The following is a 22,565-nucleotide window of genomic DNA, read 5'->3' on the forward strand; positions in this document are numbered from 1 at the left end:
GGATCAGTCTCGTCCTGTCAGACCCCAGGCGTCCTCCGAATCGTCGGCGTCGACCTCTCGGTACCCCGAGGTCATGTCGCCGACCGGGTCGGCGGAGTACCGGTCGTCGGACGGCGCCGAGGGCGCGGTGCTGCGCTCAGGAACTCGCGCCCCCGACCCCGCGCCGGGATCCTCCCCGCCGCGGATCTTCGCCAGCACGCCCGGGAGCTGCTCCACGGTCACCAGGACGTCGCGCGCCTTCGACCCCTCGGAGGGCCCCACGATGTCGCGCGACTCCATGAGGTCCATGAGCCTGCCGGCTTTGGCGAAGCCGACGCGCAGCTTGCGCTGGAGCATCGACGTCGAGCCGAACTGGGTCGACACGACGAGCTCGGCGGCGGCGAGCAGGAGCTCGAGGTCGTCGCCGATGTCGCCGTCGATCTCTTTCTTCTCGACGACCTGGGCCACGTCGTTGCGGTACTCGGGGCGGGCCTGGCGGGTCACGTGCTGGACGACGTCGTTGACCTCGCTCTCCTGCACCCACGCGCCCTGGACGCGCATGGCCTTGGACGCCCCCATGGGAAGGAAGAGCGCGTCGCCCTGGCCGATGAGCTTGTCGGCGCCCGGCTGGTCGAGGATGACCCGCGAGTCGGTCACGCTGGTCACGGCGAAGGCGAGGCGCGACGGCACGTTGGCCTTGATGAGGCCGGTGACCACGTCGACGGACGGACGCTGCGTCGCGAGCACGAGGTGGATGCCCGAGGCGCGGGCCAGCTGCGTGATGCGGACGATGGAGTCCTCGACGTCGCGCGGGGCGACCATCATCAGGTCGGCGAGCTCGTCGACCACGACGAGGAGGTACGGGTACGGCTTGAGCGAGCGCTCGCTCCCCTGCGGCAGCACGATCTCGTTGTTGACGACGGCCTTGTTGAAGTCGTCGATGTGGCGGAAGCCGAACGACGCGAGGTCGTCGTACCGCATGTCCATCTCCTTGACGACCCACTGGAGCGCCTCGGCCGCCTTCTTGGCGTTGGTGATGATGGGCGTGATCAGGTGCGGCACGCCGGCGTAGATCGAGAGCTCGACGCGCTTCGGGTCGATGAGGACCATCCGCACCTCGCTCGGCTTGGCGCGCATCAGCAGCGACGTGATCATCGAGTTGACGAAGCTCGACTTGCCGGAGCCGGTGGAGCCGGCGACCAGGAGGTGGGGCATCTTCGCGAGGTTGGCGACGACGAAGCCTCCCTCGACGTCCTTGCCCACTCCGATGGTCATCGGGTGCGCGCTCTTGGTCGCGGCCGACGAGCGGAGCACGTCGCCGAGCGACACGATCTCGCGGTCGGTGTTCGGGATCTCGACGCCGATGGCGCTCTTGCCGGGGATCGGCGAGAGGATGCGGACCTCGTTCGACGCGACCGCGTACGAGAGGTTCTTCGCCAGGGCGGTGACCTTCTCGACCTTCACGCCCGGGCCGAGCTCGATCTCGTAGCGGGTGACCGTCGGTCCGCGGCTGAAGCCGATGACGCGGGCGTCGACGTTGAACTGCGTCAGCACCTCGGTGATGGCCGCGACGATCGTGTCGTTCGCCTCGCTTCGGGTCTTGGCCGGGTCGCCCGGGCTGAGGGTCGAGACCGCGGGCAGGCGGTAGGGCGCCTCGTCGTCGTCGGTGTCGGCGATCTCGAAGCTCGGACGCTCGTCGGCGGGGTCGGGCTCGAAGAACTCGGCCGCGGCGTCCGAGGGGCCGAGTGCGGCCGCGGCGGGCACGACGACGGGTGCCGGTGCGGCGACCGGCGGGGTCGGGATGGCGGCGGCGCTCGTTCCTGCGCCCGGTGCGACAGCGGGAGCCCCGGACAGGCCGAGCGCGCTCTCGGCGGCTGCGGCCTCGGCGAAGCCCAACCCGGAGAGGACGTCGGTCGGGAAGTCGTCTTCGGTCTTCGGGCCCTCGATGATGTCGGTGAACGAGTTCGCCTCCTCGCGCGCCTTGCGGCCTCGGCTCTTGCGCGCGACGGGGCCGGTCTCGGCGACCACCGGGGAGTCGTAGGCGGGGTCTTCCTCGCGGCCGCTCTTGTTGCGGCGCCACCAGGGGAGCTCGGCGGCCTCGTCGTCTCCGTCGACGGCGTCTTCGATCGCGGTCGACGAGAGGGCCTTCGACGATCCCGCCTTCGCTCCCTCGGCACCGGGCTCGGACGGACCGGGGGCGCCGAAGAGATAGGCGTAGAGCTCGTGCAGGCGTCGGCCGATGTGGTTCGGCGGCGTCTTCGTGATGATGAGCAGCGAGAGCGCCAGCACGATGGAGACCACCGGCACGGCCACCCAGACGGTCAGGAGGTTGACCATCCACGAGGCGACCACCCAGCCGAGTATCCCGCCGCCGGAGGCCAGGCCGGCCATGCCGCCGGACGCCTCGGGCCGCCCGCCGTAGATGTGGCAGAGCCCGGAGATCGAGACGACCATGAGGCCCAGGCCGATGCCGATGCGCGTGTTGTCGTGGACCGACGCCGGGTGCCGGAACAGCCAGCCCGCGAACACGACCATGATCACGGGCAGGGCGTAGGCGACCCGCCCGAACAGCCCGCCGAACGTGTAGTGGTCGAGGGCGATGGCCGCGGCGTTGCCGGGGTTGAGCCATTCCACGATCGCTCCGGCCACCGCCAGGAGCACGAGGAAGAACGGCACCCCGTCACGACGCTCCGCAGGATCGAGCGACTCGCGGCCGAGCACGCGGAATCCGGCGCCGACCACGTGGGCGAGCCCGAGCCAGGCGCGTGTTCCGATTCCGGGGCCGTGATCGATGACGACCGGGGCCTTGGCGGCAGGGAGCTTCTTGGTCGGTGCGGCTCCGCCCCGCGGGCCGGAGCCCCCGGCGCGCGAGGGTGCGCGATTGGAAGTGCGCGCGCGCGGCGAAGGTTTCGTGCTCGTAGCCATGCGGCAAACGTACCTTGCACCCCCGGTTGAAGGTGTGAAGGATGTTGCGCGTGTTCGGTCGGGCGCCTGCTCCCACGGGCGCAGGGCTCAATCGCATCAGAGGCAAGGCGGAGCCCCGGGGACGATGGCGGAGCCATGTCCCCGGGGCGACGACGCCGCAGGTGAGGTGGGTGAGGCCTACGCCGAGATGACCACCGGGACGATCATCGGGCGGCGGCGGTGCTGCGAGTTCACCCAGCGGCCCACCGTGCGGCGGACGACCTGGCTGAAGGCGTGCGCGTCGCGGGTGCCGTTCTGCGCGGCCTCGGTGAGCGCCGCGACGATCTTCGGCTTGACGTCGTCGAAGACCGACTCGTCTTCGGCGAAGCCTCGCGACTGGATCTCCGGCCCCACGACGATAAGGCCGGTCTGCGGATCGATCGCGAGGAAGATGCTGATGAAGCCCTCTTCGGCGAGAACGCGGCGGTCTTTCAGGTCGGCGTCGGTGATCTCGCCCACGGTCGAGCCGTCGACGTAGACGTAGCCGAGGTCGAGCTGGCCGACGACCTTCGCCACACCGTCGCGGAGGTCGACGACGATGCCGTCCTGCCCCGTGATGATGTTCTTCGGGTTGACGCCGGTGCGCTCGGCCAGGGCGGCGTTCGCGTAGAGGTGACGGTGCTCGCCGTGGACCGGGAGGACGTTCTTCGGGCGCAGGATGTTGTAGCAGTAGAGCAGCTCGCCCGCCGAGGCGTGGCCCGAGACGTGCACCTTCGCGTTGCCCTTGTGCACGACGTGGGCGCCGAGCTTGGTCAGGCCGTCGATCACGCGGTAGACCGCGTTCTCGTTGCCCGGGATCAGGCTCGAGGCGAGGATGACGGTATCGCCCTCGCCGATCTCGATCTGGTGCTCGAGGTTGGCCATCCGGGCCAGGACCGCCATCGGCTCGCCCTGCGACCCGGTCGACATGTAGACGATGCGGTCGTCGGGGAGGTCTTTGGCCTTCTTCGAGTCGATGAGGACGTTCTCGGGCACCCTGAGGTAGCCGAGGTCGGCCGCGATCGTCATGTTGCGGATCATCGAGCGGCCCATGAAAGCGACGCGGCGGCCGTTCATGTGCGCGGCGTCGAGCACCTGCTGCACGCGGTGCACGTGGCTCGAGAAGCTGGCGACGACGACGCGACGCGGGGCTCGGGCGATGATGTCGTCGAGGACCGGGCCGATGTCGCGCTCGAGAGCGGTGAAGCCGGGCACGTCGGAGTTCGTCGAGTCGGGCAGGAAGAGGTCGACCCCCTCCTCGCCGAGTCGCGCGAAGGCGCGGAGGTCGGTGATGCGGTTGTCGAGGGGCAGCTGGTCCATCTTGAAGTCGCCGGTGTGGAGCACCAGGCCGGCCGACGTGCGGATGGCCACGGCCAGAGCGTCGGGGATGGAGTGGTTGACGGCGATGAACTCGAGCTCGAACGGGCCGAGCTTCTCGATCTGCCCTTCCTTCACGGCGAGCGTGTAGGGCTTGATGCGGTGCTCCTTGAGCTTCGCCTCGACGAGCGCGAGGGTCAGCGTGGAGCCGAGCAGCGGGATGTCCTGACGGAGGCGCAGGAGGTAGGGCACGGCGCCGATGTGGTCTTCGTGGCCGTGCGTGAGCACGACGCCGAGGATGTCGTCGAGGCGGTCCTTGATCGGGGTGAAGTCGGGCAGGATCAGGTCGACGCCGGGCTGGTGCTCTTCGGGGAAGAGCACGCCGGCGTCGACGATCAGGAGCTTGCCGTCGAGTTCGTAGACGGTCATGTTGCGACCGATCTCGCCGAGACCGCCGATCGGGATGACTCGGAGGGTGCCCTTCGCGAGGGCGGGAGGGGACTGGATCGTTGTGGGCATGTGTTCCTTGGTGTTCTGGTGTGAGGCCGCGAGCCTCCGGTGTAAGTCGTGGGGCGCGCCTAGCGCGTGGTGCCGTGCACCTTCGGGAGCGCACCGCCGGCGGCCGCATTGCGGTCGGGACGGAACCTCGAGAAGTCGACGCCGGGGATCTCGCCCACGTGCGACAGCTCGTCTTCGATGAGGGCGGCCTCCGTGTCTTCCGGCCCGACGAGCGGGAGGCGCACGCGGGGGCTCGAGATACGGCCGAGGCCGTGGAGGATGTACTTGGCGGCGACGGTTCCGGGCACGTGGGTCATGACGGCGCGCACCAGCGGCTCGAGCTGCCTGTGGGCGGCCGTCGCGGTGTGGAGGTCGCCCGCGTTGACCGCGTCGACGATGGTCCGGTACGGGGCCGCGGCGATGTTGGCGGTGACGCCGATGAGGCCGGTCGCGCCGATGGCCAGGTGCGGCAGCACGTTGGTGTCGTCACCCGAGAAGTAGAGCAGGTCGGTCTGGTTCAGCACGCGGCTGACCTCGGCGAAGTCGCCCTTCGCGTCTTTGACGCCGACGATGTTCGGGTGCTTGGCGGCGCGCAGGATCGTCTCGTACCGGATCGGGACGCCGGTGCGGCCGGGGATGTCGTAGAGCAGCACAGGCAGGTCGGTCGCGTCGGCGATCATGCGGAAGTGCGTGAGGATGCCAGCCTGCGTGGGCTTGTTGTAGTAGGGCGTGACGATCATGACGCCGTCGGCGCCGGCCTTCTCGCTGGACTTGTAGAGCTGGATCGCGTGCGCGGTCTCGTTCGAGCCGCCGCCGGTGATGATCTTCGCGCGGCCGGCCGCCACCGACTTGCCGACCTCGACGAGCTTGAGCTTCTCGGGGTCGGTGAGGGTCGAGGTCTCGCCCGTGGTGCCGGTCACGACGATGCCGTCGGCACCCGCGCTGATGCAGTCGTCGATGTGCTTCTCGACGCCCGGCCAGTCGACTTCACCGTCGGCGGTGAAGGGGGTCACGAGAGCGACGAGGACCTGCCCGAAGGGGTTGGAGATGTTCGACACCCCTACAGAGTATCGGGATCGACGCCCCTCCCCTACCGCCGGGAGGCGACGCGGCGATCGCCGTCAGGGGGCGACGCGGCCGTTCTTCTCGAACGCGGAGTAGGTGAGCGGCATGAGGCCGGCCCAGATGTCTTCCATCTTCTCGGCGCACATCTCGATCTCGCGCTGCGGGAAGGAGGGGAAGTGCGTGCCCTCGCGCTTGGTGCGCAGGCTGAGGAAGTTCATGAGCGAGCGGGCGTTCACCGTGACGTACATCGACGAGTAGATGTTGAGCGGGAGGACGATGCGGGCGACCTCGCGGGCCACGCCGGCCTCGAGCATCTTCTGGTATGCGTCGAAGGCGAGCGTCGACGAGGCGCGGGTGGCCTCCGACACCAGCTCGTACTGCTCGGGGCTGCCGGGCAAGAAGTCGTAGGCGCCGGGCTTGCCGACCTGCACGAGGTTGCGGTTCTCAGCGGGCACGTAGAAGACGGGGTTGAGCTCGCGGTAGCGGCCCGACTCCTCGTTGTACGACGCCATGCGGTGCCGCATGAACTCGCGGAACACGAAGATCGGCGCCTGCACGTAGAAGGTCATGGAGTTGTGCTCGAACGGCGAGCCGTGGCGGTCGCGCATCAGGTAGTTGATGAGGCCCGCGCCCTTGGGGGCGCCGTCGCTCTCGGGGGCCTGCGCCGACTCGAGCGTCTGCTCGCCCATCGTCGACACGCGCGCGGCGAACAGCACGTCGGAGTCGTGGGCGCTGGAGCGGACGAGCTCCACCGTCATGTCGCTGCGGAACTCGATCTCGGGTGCGGTGGGGGTCTCATCGGTCACGCAACGAGACTACCCGTAGCGGTCGCGGACACGGTCAGCGCGCCCGCCTAGTGTGAGGGATCGACGAAGGGCAGGCAATGACAGCAGAGCACGGCACAGGACTCACGGTCTTGATAGCGGGGGCATCGGGCCTGATCGGCACGGAGGTCGCGAAGCAGGCCCGAGCGAAGGGCCACACGGTCCTCACGCTGGTGCGTCGCCCGACGACGAACCGCGACGAGTTCACCTGGTCGCCGCAGGCCGGGATCCTCGACTACAACCTGCTCGACCGGGCCGACGCCGTCATCAACCTCTCGGGCGCCTCGCTCTCGAAGCTGCCGTGGACGCGCTCGTACAAAGACGAGATCCGCCAGTCCCGGGTCGACGCCACGCACACTCTGGCCGACGCGATGCACCACGCCGCCACGCCGCCGTCGGTGTTCCTGAGCGGCTCGGCCGTAGGCATCTACGGCGACAGGCCGCTCGACATCCTCACCGAGGAGTCTCCCCGCGGCACCGGCTTCCTCGCCGACGTCGTCTCGGACTGGGAGGCCGAGGCCCACCAGGCGCCCGAGGGCACCCGCGTCGCCACGGTCCGCACCGGCATCGTCGTGGGCCCCGGCGGCGCGATGAAGCCGATCCTGGGGCTGACCCGCGCGTTCCTCGGCTCGCGTCTGGGCAACGGCGCTCAGATCTGGCCGTGGATCAGCCTCCGCGACGAGGCCGCCGCGATCGTCCACCTGCTCACCTCGTCGCTCGAGGGCCCCGTCAACCTCACCGGCCCGGTCGCGGCGACGAGCGACCGCCTCACGGCTCGCGTCGCCAAGGACCTCGGGCGCCCGTACAAGCTCGCCGTGCCCGACTTCGCCATCCGCACCCTGCTGGGCGACGCCGGCCAGGAGATGCTGCTGTCGAGCCAGAAGGTCGTGCCCGAGAAGCTGCTCGCCGACGGCTTCGTCTTCCGCGACGAGACGGTCGAGAGCGCGCTCGACACCCTCCTGAAGTAGAGGCAGCAGGCTTTCCCCGCAGGAACTCGGGGCGGTCGCCTTCTCAGCGCTCCGCGCGCCGCAGAGAGAACGACTTCCGCATGGCGCCCCGCGCGCGGCGACGGTCGCCGCAGGCGTCGTACGCCAGGCCCAGGCGGAACCACGCGCGCCAGTCGTCCGGTGCCTGCTCGACCGCGGTCGCGTAGGCGGGGAATGCCGAGTCGGCCGCCTCGCGCTCGTAGCGCCCCGAGGGCCGCTTCGGCAGGTCGTCGACGGGAAGCGCGCCCTCGGCGCCGAGCTGGGTGACGATGCGCTCGGTGACGATGCCGAAGCGGAGCTCGTAGAGCAGCGCGACGACTCCGATGACCGGCAGCACGAACAGCGCGATGCCGAGGATCACGGCGACGACCTCGCCGGTCAGGATGAACAGGACGGCCCGCTGCGCGACGAGCACGAGGTAGACCACGAGGAGCGCGCACATCACGAGCGCGGCGATGCGGCCCTTCACTGCTGAGCGGGCCCCAGCGGCAGGACCTTGTCGAGCCCCACGACCACGCCCTGGATCGACGGGGCCGCGGCGAGGGCGACGCGGATGCCCTGCTCGTACGCTGTCTGCGACGTCGTGTCGTGCTGCAGCGACAGCGTCTCGCCGGGGCCGCCGAACACGACCTCCTGGCGGGCCTCGATGCCCGGCAGGCGGAGGCTGTGCACGGGCACGCTGGCGACCTGCTGGCCGCGGGCGCGCTGGTCGACATGGGGGGCGACGACCGGACCGAGGTCGCGCCTCGCCGCGGCGATGAGCTCGGCGGTGCGGATCGCGGTGCCCGACGGCGAGTCGACCTTGCCGGGGTGGTGGGTCTCGATGATCTCGACGGACTCGTAGAAGCGCGCGGCCATGGTGGCGAACGTCGTCGCGAGGACGGACCCGACGGAGAAGTTGGGGACCACGAGGACGCCTGGGCCCGCGACCTCGGCCACGATCCTGCGCAGGTCGGCGAGGCGGGGCTCGGACCAGCCCGACGTGCCGACGAGCACCGGGATGCCCGCGCGGACCGCCGTCTCGACGATGCCCGGACTCACGGCGGGAACGGTCACGTCGACGACCAGGTCGGCCCCCTCGACGGCGGCCAGGTCGTCGCGCGACGACAGCGCCGCGTGCAGCTCGAGCGAGTCGCTCTCGTCGATGAGGCGGCGGAAGAGGCCGCCCATTCTTCCGGTGGCTCCGACGACGGCGACGCGAGTTGACATGCCCCCAACCTACCGGGGTCGGTAGCATCGGTCATCGTGACCGAGTACCGAGCCCTGGCCGTCGACGACCCCGAAGCGCACGCCCTCCTGGCGGCGTACTTCGACGAGCGGATCGCGACTTTCCCCGACCCGGTCGGCTACACGACGACGTTCCCCGAGCCGGCCGCGTTCGTGCCGCCCGCCGGCGTCTTCCTGGTGGCCGACGTCGAGGGAGCCTCCGGTGTGGCGTGCGGAGGGATCCGGCGCATCTCGGACGACCCCGACGGCGGCGTGCGCTACGAGGTCAAGCACCTGTACGTCGGGCCGGACGGGCGCGGCCGCGGGCTCGGCAAGGCGTTCCTGGCCGAGCTGGAGCGGCGCGCACGCGGCTTCGGCGCCGACTGGGCCGTGCTCGACACGAATGCGAGTCTCACGGCCGCGGGCGGGCTGTACCGGTCGACCGGCTACGAGGACGTCGAGCCCTACAACGACAACCCGAACGCCACCAACTGGTACCGGAAGCCGCTCCGCTAGGGCGGCTTGCCGGCCCCCTTTAGCGCCCCTGCGGCAGGCAGCCGGCACACCGGACGACCGAGGCTTGTCCGAGGTCCGGTGCGCGGCCGCCCGCCGCCCAATGAGTTACAGCGGCTGCTCGACCGGCAAGCCCGTGCGCAGCTCGACGGGGAGGTGCGCGAGGTCGTTGTGGGTGACGAGCTCCGGCGGCTTGGCCGAGCGCACGCGAATGATCGTCAGGCCGCCGTTGGCCTGGTTGACACCCATCCAGCGCCAGGCCGGGGCCCCGAACACCTCGCGCACGAACCAGCCGATCACGAAGTTGTGCGTGATGAGGAGGTCGTGGCGGTCTTCGCGCGCCGGGGTCAGCCACTCGGCGACCGCATCGGCCATCTGCGCCTCGCCGGCCTCGATCTGCTCGCCGGTGACGCCGCCGTAGAACGGCTTGAAGGCGGCCGGCATGTCGGGGGTCGGCCCGGACGGGATGCAGTCGAAGAGAAGCGTCGAGGGCTCGGGTCGGAGCGCGGGCATCACCTCGCTCATGATCCGCGCCGTCTCGGCGGCGCCTTCGAGCGGCGAGTGCCACGCGGAGTCGAACGGGACGCCGCCGAGACGCTCGGCGATGGCTCGCGCCTGACGCTTGCCCCGCTCGGAGAGCGGGCCGTCGGGCAGGCCGTACTCGGCGTCCTGCTGCTCGCCGTGGCGGACGAAGTAGAGGTAGTGCGACACGAGGGACTCTTTCACGAACTGGCCTGCGGCGACGTTGCCGCAGGCTGAACAGCGGAGGTCGGGTCGAAGAGAGCGGGCTCGACATCTCCGACGACCACGGTGGACAGTACGCCGGCGCGGAGATCGCCGGCGAGGGTTGACACGCTCGCGGGCGTGACCCGCGCCAGCCGCACCAGCGACTCGTCGAGGTCGACGAACTCGCCCGTCGAGATCTCTGCCCGACCCAGGCGGTTCATGCGCGTGTCGCTGTCTTCGAGCGCCAACGCGGCCGCGCCACCGAGCATGCCGATGGCGCGCTCGAGCTCGAGGTCGGAGATCCCGTCGGCCGCGAGCCGGTCGAACTCCTCGAGCATCAGCGACGCGACCTCGGCGGCGTTGCGCGGCGCGCAGCCGGCGTAGAGGCCGAACAGGCCGGCGTCGGAGTAGCTGGGCGTGAACGAGTAGACCGAGTACGCCAGGCCGCGCTTCTCGCGGATCTCCTGGAAGAGGCGCGACGACATGCCCCCGCCGAGCACGGCGTTCAGGATGCTGAGGGCGGGGCGGCGCTCGTCGGTGAGCGCGAGGCCGGGCACGCCGAGCAGCACGGTGGCCTGCTCGAGGGGCCGGGGAACCACCAGCACCGGTCGACCCTGCGTGAGGGCGACGGCATCGGTGCTGCGACGCGGGACGGGCTCGCCTGCCTCGTCGGACCAGCCTGCCGCCTTCAGCGCCGCCTCGATGCGGGCGACGAGGGCGTCGTGCTCGACGGCGCCGGCGACTGTGATGACGAGATCCTGCGGGCGGTAGTTCGCGCGGTAGTGGCGCACGACGTCGTCGCGGGACGCCGCGCGGATCGAGTCGGGCGAGCCGCCGATCGGGCGGCCGAGGGCGTGGTCGCCGAAGACCGACTCGAAGAGGCGCTCGCTGCCGAGGTCGGCCGCGTCGTCGTCGGCCATCGCGAGCTCATCGAGGATCACGCCGCGCTCGATCTCGAACTCGTCGGGGTCGATCCGAGACGAGATGACCATGTCGGCGAGCACGTCGACGGCCATGTCGAGGTCGACGTCGCGCACCTTGGCGTAGTAGCAGGTGTACTCCTTCGCGGTGGCGGCGTTGTGCTCGCCGCCGACCGACTCGAAGCTCACCGAGATGTCGAACGCGCTGCGGGTCGGCGTGCCCTTGAACAGGAGGTGCTCGAGGAAGTGCGTGGAACCCCGCTCGCCTTCGCTCTCGTCACGCGAGCCGACCGCGACCCAGAAGCCCACCGTGGCGCTGCGCGCGCCGGGCATCTGCTCGGAGAGGACGCGCACGCCGGTCGGGAGAATGCTTCGCCGAACGAGCTCGCCGGCCGTGGCGCGGAAAGAGATGTCGTCGACATCGAGCGGGAGAGGGACGGGACCGTTCATCGCCTTCGAGCCTACGGGATCGATGACACCCGAACTGGGGTACGGAGATTGTGGACAGACAGACTCGTCTGTTTGTCCTCCTCTGTGTTATATTGATTTCACTGACCGGTTTCGCCCCTAGCCGGAACGGGTCAGCGGCAAGTCGGACTTTCGATGTCTGCGCCGTCGTTCCCCCCCCCCCCTCGACGGTTTCCGCCGAAAGTCCTTGAGGAGCCACGCTGTGACGGTCGAATTCCCCCCATCGGCCGTCCAGCGTTCCCTCAATCAGCCCGGCCCCGGCGCCAAGATGCGCGTTCTCACCACGGCCGACCGCCTCTTCTACGACGAGGGCATCCGCACCGTCGGCGTCGACCGGCTCATCGCGGAGTCGACGGTCACGAAGGCCACCTTCTACAAGCACTTCGGTGCGAAGGACAATCTCGTCGTCGAGTACGTCAACCGCCGGCACGCGGCCGCCGAGGCGGAGCTCGAATCCATTCGCGAGACCAGCGACTCCCCCCTCGAGACGCTCCGCGGCATCGTCGTCTCCATCGTCGACGATCTGCAGCGTCCCGGCTTCCGCGGCTGCCCGTTCGTGAACGCCGCCGCCGAGTTCGCCGATCCGGAGCACCCCGTGCGCGTGATCGTCCTGCAGCACCGCGACTGGTACACCGAGACGCTCGACGACCTGTTCCGCGAGGCCGGCCATCCGCTCTCGGGCGACGCGGCCGACGAGTTCCTGCTGGCCCGCGACGGCGCGATGGTGGGCGGCTACGCCGGCGACACCATCGCGGCGGCTGCGGCCTTCACGCGCGTGGCCGACCGACTGTTCGGCGACTGCCGGTAATCCTCCAGCCGGGCGTGCCGAGGCGTGTCCGAGGTCCGGCACCGCGGGCGGCGGCCGCGATCAGAAGCTGCCGTGGCTGACGCGGTCGAGCTCGGCCACGTCGTGCCGCGTGAGCTGCACCCGGGCGGCCTCGACGAGCTCCACGACCTGCTGCGGTGACGTGGCGCTGGCGACCGGTGCGACGACGTTCGGCTTGGCGAGCAGCCAGGCGAGCGCCACGGCCGGCACCGGCGCGGCGTGCAGCGACGCGATGCGGTCGAGCTCGTGCAGGACCCTCAGGTTGCGCTTGGTGACCAGCTTGGCCACCTCGCTCCCCCGGCGGTGGCCCTTGATGTCGCCTCGGCCTCGGTACTTGCCGGTGAGGAACCCGCTGGCGAGCGGGAATCGGGGCATGACAGCGAGGCGCTGCTGCGAGGCGACCTGCGCGAGGTCGCGCTCGAACTCGGCGCGACGGACGAGGCTGTATTGGTTCTGGAGCGCGACCATCGGGGCGACGCCGAGCATGCCGGCGGCGATCCGGGCCTCGTAGAGCCGGTTGCCGGAGTGATCGGAGCCGCCGAACCAGCGCACCTTGCCGGCTCGGATGAGCCGATCCACGCCGAGGAGCGTGCGCTCGAAGGCGACGTCGGTGTCGTCGATGTGCAGGTAGAGCAGGTCGATGCGGTCGGTGCCCAGGCGCTTGAGCGACGCGTCGACCGACCGCTCAATGGCCAGCGGCGTGAGGCCGGGGTTGTCGCGGCTCTTGCCGATCTTGGTGGCGAGCACGATGTCGTCGCGCATGCGGCGGGAGTGCATCCACTCGCCGATCAGCTCCTCGCTGCGGCCGTGGGTGTACGAGTCGGCGGTGTCGACGAAGTTGCCGCCGACCTGCACGTAGGTGTCGAGCACGTCGAAGGTCTGAGCCTCGTCGGTGGTCCAGCCGAAGACGTTGCCGCTCAGGGCGACCGGGAAGACGCGGAGGTCTGAGACGCCGAGACGACGGCGAGGCTGGATGATCCCGAGATCGACCGGCACCGTCGACAGCGGTGTCGGAACCGCCGAACGACGGCCGTGGGCGGGGTTTTCGGCGCGAAGAGACTCGGTGTCGATTGACTCGATGCGTGATCGGGTCTCCGTCACCTGCGCCTCCTGATCCTGGTCGTAAGTCGAGGTTACGTCTTCTTCGACGGGTGTCGGCGCCGACGCACCAGAACTTCACCTAAATCGTTACCCCAGTGCTGGGGTGACAGGTGTTCGGAGCGGCGCCGCCCGGCGACGGGGCTGCTCGGCGAGACCCCTCAGGAAACACATAGTGGCGCCGAGTGCTCCGCACAGGGGTCGTCCGTAATGTCTCTCTCGTGCGGTTCCTGGGAGGGTGCCGGGGCATCGTTTTCTGTGGTGGGGAGCGGTGCCGTCACAAGTGCCGGTACGCATGGCCGGTGTCAGAAGGGCTCTTCGCGGTGGGGATCGCGAAGGGCCCTTCGTCAATCTGCAGGCAGTGCACGGGTGCAGGAACCGCGGAACCCCCGCCCTACCGAGGTAGAGCGGGGGTTCGCGGTCGTGCTGAGGGACTAGACCTCGACGGACGCGTCGACCGAGTCGGAAGCCGCACCCGACGAGTCGGTGTCAGCCTCCTCGGCGACCACCGGGGCGAGCGAGAGCTTGCCGCGGTCGTCGATCTTCGTGATCTCGACGAGGATCTTCTGGCCCACGCCGAGCACGTCTTCGACGTTCTCGACGCGCTTGCCGCCGGCCAGCTTGCGGACCTCGCTGATGTGCAGCAGGCCGTCCTTGCCGGGGAGGAGCGAGACGAACGCGCCGAAGGTCGCGATCTTGACGACCGTGCCGAGGAACTGCTCGCCGACCTCGGGGTTGGTCGGGTTGGCGATGGCGTTGACCTGGGCGCGGGCGGCCTCGGCCGACGGACCGTCGACGGCGCCGATGTAGACGGTGCCGTCCTCCTCGATAGAGATGTCGGCGCCGGTCTCGTCCTGGATCGCGTTGATCGTCTTGCCCTTCGGGCCGATCAGCTCGCCGATCTTGTCTTGCGGGATCTGCACCGAGATCACGCGGGGCGCGGTCGGGGCCATCTCGTCGGGGGCGTCGATCGCGCTCGTCAGCACGTTCAGGATGGCCGTGCGGGCCTCCTTCGCCTGCTTGAGAGCGGCGTCGAGGACTGCCGAGGGGATGCCGTCGAGCTTGGTGTCGAGCTGGATCGCGGTGACGAACTCGGACGTGCCGGCCACCTTGAAGTCCATGTCGCCCAGGGCGTCTTCGGCGCCGAGGATGTCGGTCAGCGCCGCGTAGCGGGTCTGGCCGTCGACCTCATCGGACACGAGGCCCATGGCGATACCGGCGACGGGGGCCTTCAGCGGCACACCGGCGTTGAGCAGCGAGAGCGTCGAGGCGCAGACGGAGCCCATCGAGGTGGAGCCGTTCGAGGACAGCGCCTCGGACACCTGACGGATCGCGTAGGGGAACTCCTCGCGGCTCGGCAGGACCGGGACGAGCGCGCGCTCGGCCAGGAAGCCGTGGCCGATCTCGCGACGCTTCGGACTGCCGACGCGGCCGGTCTCACCGGTCGAGTAGGGCGGGAAGTTGTAGTGGTGCAGGTACCGCTTCTTCGTGATGGGGCTCAGCGAGTCGATCTGCTGCTCCATCTTCAGCATGTTCAGCGTGGTGACGCCCAGGATCTGGGTCTCGCCGCGCTGGAAGATGGCGGAGCCGTGGACGCGCGGGATGACCTGCACTTCGGCGTCGAGCGGACGGATGTCGGCGAGGCCGCGGCCGTCCATGCGGATCTGCTCGGAGAGGATGCGGCCGCGGACGACCTTCTTCGTGACCGACTTGTAGGCGGCCGACACCTGCGAGGTGGCGGTGCCGGGCAGCTCGCCGGCCTCGACCTTGGCGGCGACGGCCTCCTTGACGCGGCTCTTGAGAGCGTCGTCGGCGTCCTGGCGCTCGGTCTTCGCTGCGATCTGGTAGACGCCCTTGAGGTCCTCCTCCGCCACGGCGGCGACGGCCGAGTAGACCTCGTCGGTGTAGGGCGGGAAGACCGGGTACTCGGCGATCTCCTTGGCGGACTGCGCGGCAAGCTTGGCCTGCGCCTCGACGAGGGCCTTGAGGAACGGCTTGGCCGCCTCGAGACCCTGCGCGACGACGGCCTCGTCGGGCTTGACGTCGCCGCCCTGGATGAGACCCCAGGCGTGCTCGGTGGCCTCGGCCTCGACCATCATGATCGCGACATCCTCGTTGCCCGCGGCGTCGGTGACGACGCGGCCGGCGACGGTCAGGTCGAAGACGGCGTCCTCCAGCTGCGACGCCTTCGGGAAGGCGACCCACTGGCCCTTGATGAGCGCGAGGCGCACACCGGCGATGGGGCCCGAGAAGGGCAGACCCGAGATCTGGGTCGACATGCTCGCCGCGTTGATGGCGAGCGCATCGTAGAACTCGTCGGGTGCGATCGAGAGGACCGTGATGACGATCTGGACCTCGTTGCGGAGGCCCTCGACGAACGACGGGCGCAGGGGCCGGTCGATCAGACGGCAGACGAGGATCGCCTCGGTGGAGGGGCGGCCCTCACGACGGAAGAACGAGCCGGGGATCTTGCCGGCGGCGTACGAGCGCTCTTCGACGTCGACGGTCAGCGGGAAGAAGTCGAAGTTGTCTTTCGGGTTCTTCGAGGCGCTGGTAGCCGACAGAAGCATGGTCTCTTCGTCGAGGTACGCGGCGACGGCTCCCTGAGCCTGCTGCGCGAGACGGCCGGCTTCGAACCGGACCGTGCGGGTGCCGTACTTGCCATTGTCGATGACGGCTTCGGCGAACTTGATTTCTGGACCCTCCATATGGGGGTTCTCTCCTCTTTGTTTTGAATCGTCTTCCCGTGTGGAAGGCGATGTCGTGCTGTGTCGCTCCGTGAAGAGCTGAGTCTTCTCGGAGGACACGGAGCGGCTTCGAGGCACGAGATGGTGCACTCGATCGCGACGTCGGATCGACGTCTCTGCGGCAGCGTGAGCCAGCCGGCTCTTAGTGTGACAGGGTACCACCCGGCGTGTCGCACGCCCCCAGAACGCGCGGCATGGTGCCCGTGTTACTGGTGTTACTCGTGTGATTCGCAGTACAGTCGGCTTCATGCGCCCTTCTCGCACGCCCCGGAACCGGGGTCTGGCAGCCGTGAGCGGTGCCGCCGTGGTGCTCATCGCGTGCGGCGTCCTGATCGCCCCCCTGTCGGCGTCGGCGTACCCGACATGGTCCGAGGTCGAGGCCGCCAAGGGCGACGCGAGCGCCACCAAGCGGCAGGTGCAGACGATCACCTCCTCTCTCGACTCGCTCGAGAGCACGGCCGCGACTGCCAGCGAGGCTGCGCTGAAGGCCGACGCCGCGAACTCCACCGCCCAGCAGAAGCTCGCGGTCGCGAAGGCGCAGGCATCGGCGCTGGCCGCTCAGGTGTCGTCGCAGAAGAAGAAGGCCGACGAGGCCCATCAGGAGGCGGGCCAGCTGGCCGCGCACCTCTACCGGATCGGCGGGTCGTCGCTCGACAGCCAGCTCCTGACCGGGACGGACGCCGACAAGACCCTGTACAAGCTCGGGGCCCTCTCGCAGCTGACCACCCAGTGGCAGACCGTGCTCGACCAGGCGACCGTGGCAAGCAGGTCGGTGTCGTCGCTCGAAGCCCAGGCGAAGGTCGCGGCCGACGAGCGCGACACCCTGGCGAGCAAAGCCGCCAGCACCCTGGCGAGCGCTCAGACGGCGCAGCAGGCGGCCGACGACGAGGTCGCCTCGGCTACCGCCCACCAGAAGACCCTCTACGCGCAGCTCGCCTCGCTCAACGACACGACGGCGTCGCTCGAGAAGAGGTACCGCCAGGGCGTGGCCGCCAAGGCCGCATACGCCGCCGCCCAGGCCAAGAAGGCCGCGGACGCCCGGGCTGCCGCCGCGGCCGCCGCTCAGCAGCAGGAGCAGGCCGCCTCGGGGTCGTCCGGCTCCGGCGCGTCCGGCTCGGGGTCGAGCTCCGGAGACGCCGGGTCGTCAGGATCGGGCGGGACGCCGGTGTCGTCGGGAGGCTCCGGCGGATCGTCCGGCGTGTCCCTCGGATCCGGCGTGGTCGACGACCCTGCCGGCGCCCAGGCCTACGCCCGCGGCGCGCTGCCGTCGTACGGGTGGGCGTCGTCCGAGATGTCGTGCCTGGTCTCCCTCTGGAACCAGGAGTCCGGCTGGCGCACCAGCGCGCTGAACGTCTCCAGCGGCGCCTACGGCATTCCGCAGGCCCTGCCCGCCATCAAGCTCTCGTCGGCCGGCCTCGACTGGCAGACCAGCTACCGCACCCAGATCACCTGGGGCCTCGGCTACATCAAGTCGGTCTACGGCTCTCCGTGCGGCGCCTGGTCGCACGAGGTCGCGCACAACTGGTACTGATACCGGCACCGGCACCGGCATAGGCGTGTCATAGGGTCCGCGTCTAATCTGAGCGGATGGACACCCTCGCATCGCTGATCCGGTCGCGTGCCGCTGAGACGCCCTCCTCCACCTACCTGGAGGACGCCCGGTCCGAGCGCACCGTCACGTTCGGCGACCTGGGTCGCCTCGTCGGCGAGTGGGCAGCGGCCTTCAACGCCGACTCGGTCTCCCCCGGAGCGACTGTCGTGCTCGATGTCGCCGATCCGCTGTCGTTCGCCGTCGCCCACCTGTCGGTGGTGGCCTCGGGCCGCCGCGGGGTCCCGGTGAACCCGGGCGGCACCTGGGGCGAGATCCTCAAAGCCGTCGGGCTCGGCTCCTGCGAGGCGATCGTCACCGATCGCGCCGAGCCGGGCGAGGCCGACGTCGTGCTGATCCGCCCCGACGCCGCGACCCTCGCCCCGGCGGGCTCCCCCGCCGCGGCCTCCGAGCCGCTGACGACTGCCGAGAGCCCGGGCTCCGTCATCCTCTTCACGTCGGGTTCGACCGGCCAGCCGAAGGGCGTCGAGCTCGATGAGCAGCAGCTGCTCTTCGTCGCGCGCGCCATCGCCGAGCACAACGGCCTGACCGCCGCCGACCGCGGCTTCAGCTCGCTGCCCCTCTTCCACGTGAACGCCGAGGTCGTCGGCCTGCTCTCGACGCTGGTCGCCGGCGCGACGCTGGTGCTCGACCAGCGGTTCCACCGCACCGGCTTCTGGGAGCTCCTCGCCGAGCGGCGCATCACCTGGCTGAACGCCGTGCCGGCGATCCTCGCTGTGCTGGCGAAGTCCGGCCCGGCCGTGCCGCCCGAGGGCCTGCGGTTCGTCCGCAGCGCGTCGAGCGCGCTGCCCGAGGCCGTCCGCACCGCATTCGCCGGCATCCCGATGATCGTCAGCTACGGCATGACCGAGGGGGCCAGCCAGATCACCGCGACCCCGCTCGGCCAGGAGCCCCGGCCCGGCTCGGTCGGCCTCCCTGTCGGCGACGAGGTGCAGCCTCGGGATGCCGACGGCGCAGCGCTGCCCGCAGGCGAGATCGGCGAGCTCTGGATCCGCGGGCCCGGCGTCGTGACCGCGTACTTCGAGGGCCGGGCCGCCGACCGCTTCGACGACGACGGCTGGCTGCGCACCGGCGACCTGGGCCACCTCGACGACGACGGCTGGGTCTACCTCGCCGGCCGGACCGACGACGTCATCAACCGCGGCGGCGAGAAGGTCTACCCCGCCGAGGTCGAAGACGTCCTGCTCGAAGACGCGCGCGTCCGCGAGGCCGTCGTCGTCGCCCGGCCCGACCCGATCCTCGGATCGGTCCCGGTCGCCTACGTCATCCCGGCCGACCTCGAGCTGCCGGGCGACGTCCGCGCCTCGCTCGTCGCCGATCTCACGACGCGCTGCGACGCCGAGCTGCCCCGCTTCAAGCGGCCCCTCGAGATCACCGTCGTCGATGACCTGCCGCGCACGCCGACCGGCAAGGTGCAGCGCAATCGCACCCGCGACATGGTCGCGGGCACGTCGAACGCGTGACCACGTCGCAGGCCGGGGCGGCGCCCGACGAGGCCGGGCGCCGGGAAGACGCGATGCCCGAGGCGCCGACGGCCCCGCCTGCAGCGGCCCCATCGGGACGGCGTCGGCATCTCTACGAGGTCGACATCCTGCGCATCCTGACCTTCGTCTGCGTCATCGCCGTACACACGGTGAGCCACGCGATCGATGCGTCCGACCAGCTCGTGCAGAACGGCTTCCTGATCCTCGTGCACTTCACCCGCGAGGTGTTCTTCGCGCTGACGGCCTTCGTGCTCGTCTACTCGTTCTTGACGAAGCCGCGGCCGCTGCGCGAGTTCTGGCCGAAGCGCTTCCTGCTCGTCATCGTGCCGTACGTGACGTGGTCTCTCGTCTACGACGCTCTCGCGTGGATCGCGAAGCCCGACGGGGTCACCCTGCTCGACTGGCTCGCGGCCTTCTGGCACGACCTCTACACCGGTGGCGCGTGGTACCACCTGTACTTCCTGCTCGTGACGATGCAGGTGTACCTGCTGCTGCCGGTCGTCGTGTGGCTGATCCGGAAGACCCGGGGGCATCACTGGACGCTGCTCGGAGTCTCACTCGCCGTCGAGCTGCTGCTCACCGGCAGCTACCAGTACTTCCCGGCCGCGACCGACTGGTTCAACAGCTACAGCCGGATCGAGTTCTGGAGCTACCAGTTCTTGATCATCGCCGGGGCGGTCGCCGCGGACCATGTCGACGGGTTCCTCGCCTGGGTGCGCGGCCACCGGCCGCTGATCGGGCTGCTGACCGTGGCCGGCGCGGTGCTGTCGATCGCGGTGTACGTGATCAACCTCGGCATCGGCCAGAGCGCCGTCGACGCCGTGCAGGCGCTGCAGCCGGTGGTGATCGTCTGGTCGATCCCGATCGCGCTGGCCTTCCTCGCGCTCGGCACGAAGTGGGCCGACCGGCGGGTGGCCACGTCTCGGATGGCCCGGCTCGTCGACACGGCGTCAGACCGGTCGTTCGGCATCTTCCTGGCCCACCCGTTCCTGATCTGGATCCTGCTTCTGGCCGGCGACGGCTGGCTGAAGCACGCGATCCCGTCGCCGTGGCTCAGCGTCGTGCTCTACGTGCTCGTGGTGATCGGCACCGTGGTGCTCGTCGAGATCCTGCGCCGCACTCCGGCCTCGCTGGCGCTCACCGGGCGCCCGTTCCACGGGCTGCACCCCGGTGCGAAGAAGAAGGCGCCGACGGCCTAGACTCCCTCGCGTGAGCGACGGCAGCACGGCGGGCGAGGCCGAGGGCGACGACGACCGGACGCGCGCGGCGCTCGAGCGCGACGCCTTCGGGCCCGAGACGGACGCCGAGGCGAGCGCGGCGGCCGTGCGCGAGCTGCGGCGGAGGGACGACGCGGCCGAGGGGCGGTCGGCGGGGGTGCCGGAGGGACTTCCTGCGCCCCAGACGGGAGACGGGGCCCAGACGAGAGACGCGGCCCGGACGAGACGGGTGGCCCGGGCAGCGATCGCTGTCGGGGTGGTGCTCGTGATCGGCGGCGTCGCGGGTTTCGGCCTGGCCCGGGGTCGGGAGCAGGCGCAGCCCGCCGTACCGGCTGGCGCGACCACCGCCCCCATCGCGACGCTCGGCGGGGGCGGCGACGAGGCGTCCGATCCGGCGGTCGCTGCCGACTCGCGGCGGACGATCCTGGCGGCCGAGATCCTGCTGAGGACGCCGGCGACGAAGGGCGATACCCTCCCCGCCGCAGCTGGCCTCAGCGGCTTCCTCCGCTCGTCGACGCGCCTGGTGGCCACGGCGACCGGCGACCGGCGACTGTGGGTGGCGCGTTCCGACGACGCGGGCGGCGGCTACTGCCTGGTCGCGTACGACGGCGTCTCGGCGCCCGACGGCAGCCCCGGATCGACCTCGTGCGCCGACGTCGGGGCCTTCGTCGCACTGGGCATCACGCTCGACGAGAGCGGCTTCACCGCCAGCTGGCGCGCCGGTACCGTCACGGCGACGGTGACCCGGAGCTGACGCCCGACCGCGCTCGCCTGCGCCGCGGCCTAGGCGAGCTTCGGCTGCCTCGCGAGACCGTCGGTCGACGAGATGCGCTGCGGGTTCATGCGCCAGGCCACGAACGCGGCGGCCGCGAGCAGCACGATCGACGCGACGAACGGCCACTGCCAGCCTGTCGCGTCGACGAGGGCGCCGAACACGATGGGCGAGAAGATCCCGGCGATGCCGAAGCCGGTGTTCATCATGCCCGAGGCCGTGCCCGACCACTCGGGGGCGGTGTCCATCGGGATCGCCCAGAGCACGGCGTTGCAGAGCTCGAGGAAGAAGAACGACAGGGTCAGCGAGACGATCGCGACAGGCAGGCTGTGGAACACGAACACCGGCACGAGGCAGATCCCCGACCCGATGAGTCCGATCATGAGCGTGTTGCGGCGGGCCGTGCGCATGTCGCGCGAGCGGCGGAAGAACGCGTCGCTCATCATGCCGCCGAACGTGTCGCCGACCACGCCGCCGAGCAGGACGAGCGAGGTGAAGAGGGCGAAGGTCGTGAGCTTGAGGCCGTAGCTGTCGCCGAGGAAGGAGGGCAGCCAGGTCAGGAACACCCACAGGGTCCAGCCGTAGCCGAAGTCGACGAAGGTGACCGGCAGGATCGTGCGGGCGAGGCGCTTCCACGGCACGGGAGGCGCGATGGCGCTCTTGGGACGATCGGGCATCTCCTCCAGCTCGACCTTGGTGATGCTCTTGTGCTCGTCGGGGCGGTTGCGGAAGTAGAAGTACCAGACGATCCCCCACAGCACGCTGATGCCGCCGAGGATGAAGAACATCTCGCGCCACGAGCCGAAGGCGACGATGAGGTAGGCGACGATCAGGGGCGCGGCGGCATTGCCGAGGCGGGAGGCGGAGTGCACGACGCCCTGCACGAAGCCGTTGCGGTCGGCTGGCACCCAGCGCGTCATGGCGCTGGTCGCCGTCGGGAACGCCGCCGACTCGCTGAAGCCGAGCACGAGGCGGGCGATGAACAGCGACCAGAAACCGACGGACATGCCCGTCGCGAGCGTGGCGATCCCCCACAGGATCGCGATGACGAAGAGGGCCTTGCGCGCCCCGAACTTCTCGCCGAGGCGGCCGCCGAAGATCTGCAGCAGCGCGTACGGGATCGAGAACGCCGCTACGACGATGCCGAGCTGGGTGTCGGTGAGCGACAGGTCGGCCTTGATGTCAGGCAGCGCCGTCGAGATGTTGGTTCGGTCGATGTACGAGATCGCGTACATGACGCACAGCAGGATGACCACCTTGCCGCGCACGCGCCCGCGCATCGGGGTCGCCTTCACCTTGGCGGGCTCTTCAGTGGTCAGGCTCATTCGGGTGGTCACCTTCGGGTCGTCAGCTCGTTGTACTCCGCA

Annotated in this window: 18 protein-coding genes; 7 read left to right on the forward strand and 11 right to left on the reverse strand. The window is 70.1% G+C overall.

Features of this window, described 5'->3' with window-relative positions:
- Positions 1–3: 3 nt before the first annotated feature.
- The 4 genes from EDF46_RS08960 to thyX form a co-directional block, all read right to left on the reverse strand.
- The gene (locus EDF46_RS08960; RefSeq protein ID WP_123505973.1) at positions 4–2,904 is read right to left on the reverse strand and encodes a DNA translocase FtsK; all 2,901 of its coding nucleotides are present in this window, start codon (positions 2,902–2,904) and stop codon (positions 4–6) included.
- 177 nt (positions 2,905–3,081) lie between these two features.
- Complete coding sequence (locus EDF46_RS08965) at positions 3,082–4,758, reverse strand: ribonuclease J (protein ID WP_123505974.1); 1,677 nt, start codon at positions 4,756–4,758, stop codon at positions 3,082–3,084.
- Positions 4,759–4,817: 59 nt separating this feature from the next.
- Complete coding sequence (gene dapA / locus EDF46_RS08970; RefSeq protein ID WP_123505975.1) at positions 4,818–5,795, reverse strand: 4-hydroxy-tetrahydrodipicolinate synthase; 978 nt, start codon at positions 5,793–5,795, stop codon at positions 4,818–4,820.
- 63 nt (positions 5,796–5,858) lie between these two features.
- Positions 5,859–6,560: an FAD-dependent thymidylate synthase gene (gene thyX / locus EDF46_RS08975; RefSeq protein WP_123506493.1), complete on the reverse strand. Its 702-nt coding sequence runs from the start codon at positions 6,558–6,560 to the stop codon at positions 5,859–5,861.
- A gap of 125 nt (positions 6,561–6,685) precedes the next feature.
- Here thyX and EDF46_RS08980 point away from each other — a divergent pair, with 125 nt between their 5' ends.
- Complete coding sequence (locus EDF46_RS08980) at positions 6,686–7,594, forward strand: TIGR01777 family oxidoreductase (protein WP_123505976.1); 909 nt, start codon at positions 6,686–6,688, stop codon at positions 7,592–7,594.
- A 43-nt stretch (positions 7,595–7,637) separates the two neighbouring features.
- On the opposite strand, the gene EDF46_RS08985 is transcribed toward EDF46_RS08980, so the two are convergent.
- Positions 7,638–8,081 (reverse strand): hypothetical protein, encoded by a 444-nt coding sequence (locus tag EDF46_RS08985; RefSeq protein ID WP_370454081.1) that lies wholly within the window; start codon positions 8,079–8,081, stop codon positions 7,638–7,640.
- Complete coding sequence (gene dapB, locus EDF46_RS08990; protein ID WP_123505977.1) at positions 8,078–8,821, reverse strand: 4-hydroxy-tetrahydrodipicolinate reductase; 744 nt, start codon at positions 8,819–8,821, stop codon at positions 8,078–8,080. Before dapB ends, EDF46_RS08985 begins: the two co-directional genes overlap by 4 nt.
- Positions 8,822–8,857: 36 nt before the next feature.
- On the opposite strand from dapB, the gene EDF46_RS08995 reads away from it, so the two are divergent.
- Entirely contained in the window at positions 8,858–9,334 is a 477-nt protein-coding gene (locus tag EDF46_RS08995; RefSeq protein WP_123505978.1) for a GNAT family N-acetyltransferase, read from the forward strand.
- A gap of 105 nt (positions 9,335–9,439) precedes the next feature.
- Here the strand turns inward: EDF46_RS08995 and EDF46_RS09000 are convergent, their stop codons facing one another.
- Positions 9,440–10,042, reverse strand: a complete 603-nt coding sequence (locus tag EDF46_RS09000; protein ID WP_123505979.1) for a histidine phosphatase family protein — start codon at positions 10,040–10,042, stop codon at positions 9,440–9,442.
- A gap of 11 nt (positions 10,043–10,053) precedes the next feature.
- Positions 10,054–11,427 (reverse strand): pitrilysin family protein, encoded by a 1,374-nt coding sequence (locus EDF46_RS09005; protein WP_123505980.1) that lies wholly within the window; start codon positions 11,425–11,427, stop codon positions 10,054–10,056.
- 220 nt (positions 11,428–11,647) lie between these two features.
- Between EDF46_RS09005 and EDF46_RS09010 the strand changes: the two genes are divergently transcribed.
- Positions 11,648–12,253 carry a TetR/AcrR family transcriptional regulator gene (locus EDF46_RS09010; protein ID WP_233579957.1) on the forward strand — a complete coding sequence of 202 codons (606 nt, stop codon included), beginning with the start codon at positions 11,648–11,650 and terminating at the stop codon, positions 12,251–12,253.
- Between the two features lie 60 nt (positions 12,254–12,313).
- Here the strand turns inward: EDF46_RS09010 and EDF46_RS09015 are convergent, their stop codons facing one another.
- Entirely contained in the window at positions 12,314–13,372 is a 1,059-nt protein-coding gene (locus EDF46_RS09015) for an aldo/keto reductase (protein ID WP_233579958.1), read from the reverse strand.
- A 431-nt stretch (positions 13,373–13,803) separates the two neighbouring features.
- Positions 13,804–16,077 (reverse strand): polyribonucleotide nucleotidyltransferase, encoded by a 2,274-nt coding sequence (locus EDF46_RS09020; protein WP_123505981.1) that lies wholly within the window; start codon positions 16,075–16,077, stop codon positions 13,804–13,806.
- 328 nt (positions 16,078–16,405) lie between these two features.
- Here EDF46_RS09020 and EDF46_RS09025 point away from each other — a divergent pair, with 328 nt between their 5' ends.
- Genes EDF46_RS09025 through EDF46_RS09040 form a run of 4 tightly spaced genes read left to right on the forward strand, consistent with a single transcriptional unit; the run spans position 16,406 to position 21,180 of the window.
- A complete protein-coding gene (locus tag EDF46_RS09025) occupies positions 16,406–17,647 on the forward strand; it encodes a hypothetical protein (protein WP_123505982.1) in 1,242 nt (413 codons plus the stop codon).
- A 56-nt stretch (positions 17,648–17,703) separates the two neighbouring features.
- Positions 17,704–19,188 carry a class I adenylate-forming enzyme family protein gene (locus tag EDF46_RS09030; protein WP_123505983.1) on the forward strand — a complete coding sequence of 495 codons (1,485 nt, stop codon included), beginning with the start codon at positions 17,704–17,706 and terminating at the stop codon, positions 19,186–19,188.
- Positions 19,185–20,408 (forward strand): acyltransferase, encoded by a 1,224-nt coding sequence (locus tag EDF46_RS09035; RefSeq protein ID WP_123505984.1) that lies wholly within the window; start codon positions 19,185–19,187, stop codon positions 20,406–20,408. The genes EDF46_RS09030 and EDF46_RS09035 overlap by 4 nt, the downstream gene beginning before the upstream one ends.
- Positions 20,409–20,418: 10 nt before the next feature.
- Positions 20,419–21,180: a hypothetical protein gene (locus tag EDF46_RS09040; RefSeq protein ID WP_123505985.1), complete on the forward strand. Its 762-nt coding sequence runs from the start codon at positions 20,419–20,421 to the stop codon at positions 21,178–21,180.
- 29 nt (positions 21,181–21,209) lie between these two features.
- On the opposite strand, the gene EDF46_RS09045 is transcribed toward EDF46_RS09040, so the two are convergent.
- Positions 21,210–22,523 (reverse strand): MFS transporter, encoded by a 1,314-nt coding sequence (locus EDF46_RS09045; protein ID WP_199738254.1) that lies wholly within the window; start codon positions 22,521–22,523, stop codon positions 21,210–21,212.
- Positions 22,524–22,565 lie beyond the last annotated feature (42 nt).

The sequence above is a fragment of the Frondihabitans sp. PhB188 genome (genome assembly GCF_003752365.1).
Lineage (GTDB): Bacteria > Actinomycetota > Actinomycetes > Actinomycetales > Microbacteriaceae > Frondihabitans.

What these genes read in the sequence shown, in the direction of transcription:
- EDF46_RS08960 (WP_123505973.1), bottom strand. Translation starts at nt 2,904, where the DNA reads ATGGCTACGAGCACGAAACCTTCGCCGCGCGCGCGCACTTCCAATCGC.
- EDF46_RS08965 (WP_123505974.1), bottom strand. Translation starts at nt 4,758, where the DNA reads ATGCCCACAACGATCCAGTCCCCTCCCGCCCTCGCGAAGGGCACCCTC.
- thyX (WP_123506493.1), bottom strand. Translation starts at nt 6,560, where the DNA reads ATGACGGTGGAGCTCGTCCGCTCCAGCGCCCACGACTCCGACGTGCTG.
- dapB (WP_123505977.1), bottom strand. Translation starts at nt 8,821, where the DNA reads ATGTCAACTCGCGTCGCCGTCGTCGGAGCCACCGGAAGAATGGGCGGC.
- EDF46_RS09030 (WP_123505983.1), top strand. Translation starts at nt 17,704, where the DNA reads ATGGACACCCTCGCATCGCTGATCCGGTCGCGTGCCGCTGAGACGCCC.
- EDF46_RS09045 (WP_199738254.1), bottom strand. Translation starts at nt 22,523, where the DNA reads ATGAGCCTGACCACTGAAGAGCCCGCCAAGGTGAAGGCGACCCCGATG.
- EDF46_RS08980 (WP_123505976.1), top strand. Translation starts at nt 6,686, where the DNA reads ATGACAGCAGAGCACGGCACAGGACTCACGGTCTTGATAGCGGGGGCA.
- EDF46_RS09005 (WP_123505980.1), bottom strand. Translation starts at nt 11,427, where the DNA reads ATGAACGGTCCCGTCCCTCTCCCGCTCGATGTCGACGACATCTCTTTC.
- EDF46_RS09020 (WP_123505981.1), bottom strand. Translation starts at nt 16,077, where the DNA reads ATGGAGGGTCCAGAAATCAAGTTCGCCGAAGCCGTCATCGACAATGGC.